This is a genomic window from Ilumatobacter sp. (assembly GCF_049588435.1).
Taxonomy (GTDB): Bacteria; Actinomycetota; Acidimicrobiia; order Acidimicrobiales; family Ilumatobacteraceae; genus Ilumatobacter_A.
Map to the genome: position 1 here is coordinate 1 of NZ_JBAVYV010000367.1, position 3,982 is coordinate 3,982.

Sequence of the window (3,982 nt, forward strand, 5' to 3'; positions counted from 1 at the left end):
CCGGCGGCTCCGGCGCCGAGCGCCACCACGAGGTCGCGGATGTCGGGTGCCGTGCGGCTCGTCACCTCGGGTGCGAGCTCGCCGTTCACGAACAGCGCCGACAGGATGTAGGCGAGCAGGATCGAACCGGCCGACGCGACCACGACGTACCAGGCCGAGCGCAACGCCTTGCGGAACAGGGCCATCGAGATGCACGCAGCGACCGCGAGCACGGGCTGCATCAGCGGGGCCAGCAGCATGGCGCCGATGACGACCGCCGCCGAGTCGGCCGAGAGCCCCATCACGGCGACGACGACCGACAGCCCGAGCATGACCGAGAAGCGGAACGCCCAGTGGGGCTCCCGCTTGATCCCGAGTTCGGCCATGATGCGTTGGCGCTCCTCGGGTTCGAGATGGGGCGGCCACCGGCGTCGACGGCGCGTCGATCCGGCCTCGGTCGTCGTGGAGTCGGGTTTGATCTGCTCGAGCCGGGCCGCGGCGGCCTCGATCTTGACGTCGCGTTGCTCGCGGTCCACGTCCGAGGCCGATCCGGGTCGCGGGTCGTTCACCGCTCGACGTCCCGTCCGAGCGCGGCGAAGGTGATCGCGGCGGCGTGACCGACGTTCAGGGAGTCGACGTCGGGATCGATCGGGATCCGGACCCGGCGGGTGGTCGCCGCCATGGTGCGGGCGTCGAGGCCGGGTCCCTCGGCGCCGACGACGACCGCCAGTCGATCGGGGAGGTCGCCGGGGTCGACCGACCACAGGTCGACGGCGTCGGGTGCCGGTGTCATCGACCACGATTCGAACCCGGCCGCGTGGAGGATGTCGAGATCGCCGGGCCAGTCGAGCGCCCGCCCGACCGGCAGGTGCAGGATCTCACCCATGCTGACCCGGATCGTCCGGCGCGAATAGGCGTCGGTGCACGTCGGGTCGAGCAGCAGGGCGTCGATCCGCAGCGCGCGCGCCGCCCGGGCGATCACCCCGACGTTCTCGGCGTCGTTCAACCCGACGAGCACGGCCACGCGGCGAGCATCGGAGGCGGCGATGTCGGCGACCGACGGAACCGGTCTGCGGTCGGCCGAGGCGACGACGCCGCGATGCAGATCGAAACCGACCGTGTCGGCGAGCATCGCCCGTTCGAGCACGTAGACCGGAACATCCCGCTCGGCGATCTCGGGTCGGCCCGCGAGCAGCCGGTCGACCCGTGACGGCGTGACCACCACGGATCGAAGCTGGTGGCCCGAGTCGATGACGCGATCGATCGAGACGTACCCCTCCGCGATGAAGTAGTCGTCGCCCTCGCGTTCGCGTCGCGCCGCCTGGTCCTTCAGGAGTGCATAGTCGTCGAGGCGTGGGTCGTGGGGGTCATCGAGGGCGATGATCACGACCCGATCACGCCCGGATCACGAGAGGTCGGCGATGGTGGAACGGAAGGCATCGATGCCCACGTCGAGCTCGTCTGCGGTGATGTCGAGCATCGGCGACAGACGAATCACGTTGCCGTACAGGCCGCCCTTTCCGACGAGCAGCCCGTGGCGCTTGCAGCCCTCGAGGAACTCGACCGTCTTCGCGGCGTCGGGCTCGGTGGACCCGGGCTGGCAGATCTCGAACGCCCACATCAGGCCGCGTCCGCGCAGTTCGGCGATCCAATCGACCCCGTCGACGACCGGTGCCATCGCTGCCGAGAACCGTTCGCCCATCGCCTTCGCGTTGCCCTGCAGGTCGTTGTCGACGACGTACTTCAACGTCGCGGATCCGGCGGCGGCCGACAGCGGATTGCCTCCGAACGTCGAGAAGCTCAGCACGTCGATCGTGTCCATGATCTCGGCCCGGGCGACACATCCGGCCAGCGTGATGCCGTTGCCGACACCCTTCGCGAACGTCAGCATGTCGGGGACGAGCCCGTGCGCCTCGTAGCCCCAGAAGTGTTCGCCGGTGCGCCCCCATCCGGTCTGCACCTCGTCGGCGATGAACAGGATGCCGCGGTTGTCGAGCTCCTTCTTCATCGCCCCGAAGAACCCGTCCGGTGGCACGGCGAACCCGCCGACGCCTTGGATCGGTTCCGCGATCAGACACGCCACGTCGCCGGCCGACGTCATGTCGAGCAGCTGCACCAGGTCGCCCACACACGCGGTCGTGTACGCATCGTCGTCGAGAGCGGCGAACGGTGACCGGAGGCGATAGCCGCCCTGCACGAAGTTGACCTGCAGCCCGGAGAGCGACGTGGACGACCACGACGAATGCGACGTGATCGCCTGCGTGGTGAACGACCGACCGTGGTAGCTGTTGCGCATCGCGAGGACCTGATTGGACTTGCGATAGCTCGTGGCCAGCAGGATCGCCGTGTCGTTGGCCTCGGACCCCGAGGTGGTGAAACACACCCGGGCATCGGGGATGCCGGATCGTTCGGCGATCTCCTCCGCGAGATCGAGCATCGGCGGCGACAGGTAGAGCGACGAGGTGTGCAGCGTCTTGGCCGCCTGCTCCTGGATCGCGGTGGTGACCGCCGTGTTGTTGTGGCCGACCATCGTGGTCAGGACCCCGCCGAAGAAGTCGAGGTACTTCTCTCCTTCGACGTCCCAGACCCAACTACCTTCGCCACGATCGATCGAGATCGGCTCTGCGTAGTAGGGGGAGAGGAACGACGGCAGGACGCGTCGGTATTGAGCGAGGAGCTCGGCATTGGTCGTCATCCCGGTGACGCTACGTCATCGCCGCCGGGTTGTCGGCGAATCCCGTTGCTCGCGTCCGTTGCTCTGGTTGATTCGTCAACGTCGTCGCCGGACCTCTTTCGCCCGACCCGTGCCGTGGGTACGTTCGGCGGGGTGGAACTCGACCTCGGTGAGATGGTGGCTGCTCTCCCCGGAGATGCCCTCGACGCATCCCATGTCGCGATCTCGGGTCCGGATCGCGTGGCGTCGTCGGCGTTCGACGTCGACAGCATCCTCGCGAATTCGGCGGCGTTCGCGGTCGCGGCGCTCGATCGGCTCGGCGAACAGCGCGGTGTGGCCGTGCCCGACCGAACGATCGACCTCGAGCACCTGCTCGCCTTCGCGACCGCGCACGTCGAGGTCGGCGGGGAACCCGTTCCGGCGTGGGCCGACCTCTCCGGGGTCTACCCGACACGCGACGGCCGTCACCTCCAGGTCCACTGCAACTTCGAGCACCATGCCGAGGGCGTCGTGCGACGGCTGGGATGTGGTCCCGATCGTGACTCCGTGGCGTCAGCGATCGCCGAGCGGAGCGCGTTGGAACTCGAAGCCGAGTTGATCGAGGACGGGATGATCGGTGCGGTCGTGCGCGCGCTCGACGAGTGGGCCGCGCATCCGCACGCCGCGGCCACCGAGGGGTTGCCGCTGGCGACCGTCGAACGGGTGGGTGACGGCGACCCGATTCCGGTCTCCCCGTCGGACGATGCGGCGATGTCGGGACTGCGAGTACTCGACTGCTCGCGGGTGCTCGCCGGACCGGTGTCGGGCCAGATCCTCGCCGGGTTCGGCGCGGACGTCCTGCGGCTCGGTGCCGATCACCTGCCGTCCGTCCCGGTGGGGGTGATGTCGACCGGATTCGGCAAGCGCAACGCGTCGCTCGACGTGCGAACGGACACGGGCGCACGCACGATGGATCAGCTGCTCGCCGAGGCCGATGTCTGGATCGATGCGTACCGCCCGGGTGCATTCGACGAGCTCGGATTCCCCGTCGAACGCGTCGTCGCGCAACGACCGGGGCTCGTCGTGGTGCAGATCTCGGCGTTCGACTGGGTCGGGCCGTGGGCGGGGCGACGCGGTTTCGACTCGATCGTGCAGTCGACGACCGGACTGCGGTGGGCCGGCGGCGAGTTCGCCCGCGACCGCGACGGGTCGCCGTCGCATTTCGGCCCGATCGGGCTCCCGGTGCAGGCCCTCGACTACGCGACGGGCTTCCTCGCAGCCGGCGTCGCGGCGTCTCTCGTCGATCATCAGCGTCGCGTCGGTGGATCGTGGCTCGGTCGGGTGTCGCTG

General features: G+C 69.1%; 4 protein-coding genes. 1 reads left to right on the plus strand and 3 read right to left on the minus strand.

Features of this window, described 5'->3' with window-relative positions; all coding sequences use genetic code 11:
• The 3 genes from WBV89_RS14190 to WBV89_RS14200 form a co-directional block, all read right to left on the minus strand.
• Positions 1 to 515 (minus strand): DUF389 domain-containing protein (locus WBV89_RS14190; RefSeq protein ID WP_423982007.1); only part of this gene is annotated, 515 nt, incomplete at its 3' end.
• 29 nt (positions 516 to 544) lie between these two features.
• Positions 545 to 1,366, minus strand: a complete 822-nt coding sequence (locus tag WBV89_RS14195; protein WP_423982008.1) for a TrmH family RNA methyltransferase — start codon at positions 1,364 to 1,366, stop codon at positions 545 to 547.
• An 18-nt stretch (positions 1,367 to 1,384) separates the two neighbouring features.
• Positions 1,385 to 2,674, minus strand: a complete 1,290-nt coding sequence (locus WBV89_RS14200; protein ID WP_423982009.1) for an aspartate aminotransferase family protein — start codon at positions 2,672 to 2,674, stop codon at positions 1,385 to 1,387.
• Positions 2,675 to 2,806: 132 nt separating this feature from the next.
• Here WBV89_RS14200 and WBV89_RS14205 point away from each other — a divergent pair.
• On the plus strand, positions 2,807 to 3,982 hold a 1,176-nt coding region (locus WBV89_RS14205; RefSeq protein ID WP_423982010.1), incomplete at its 3' end, for a CoA transferase.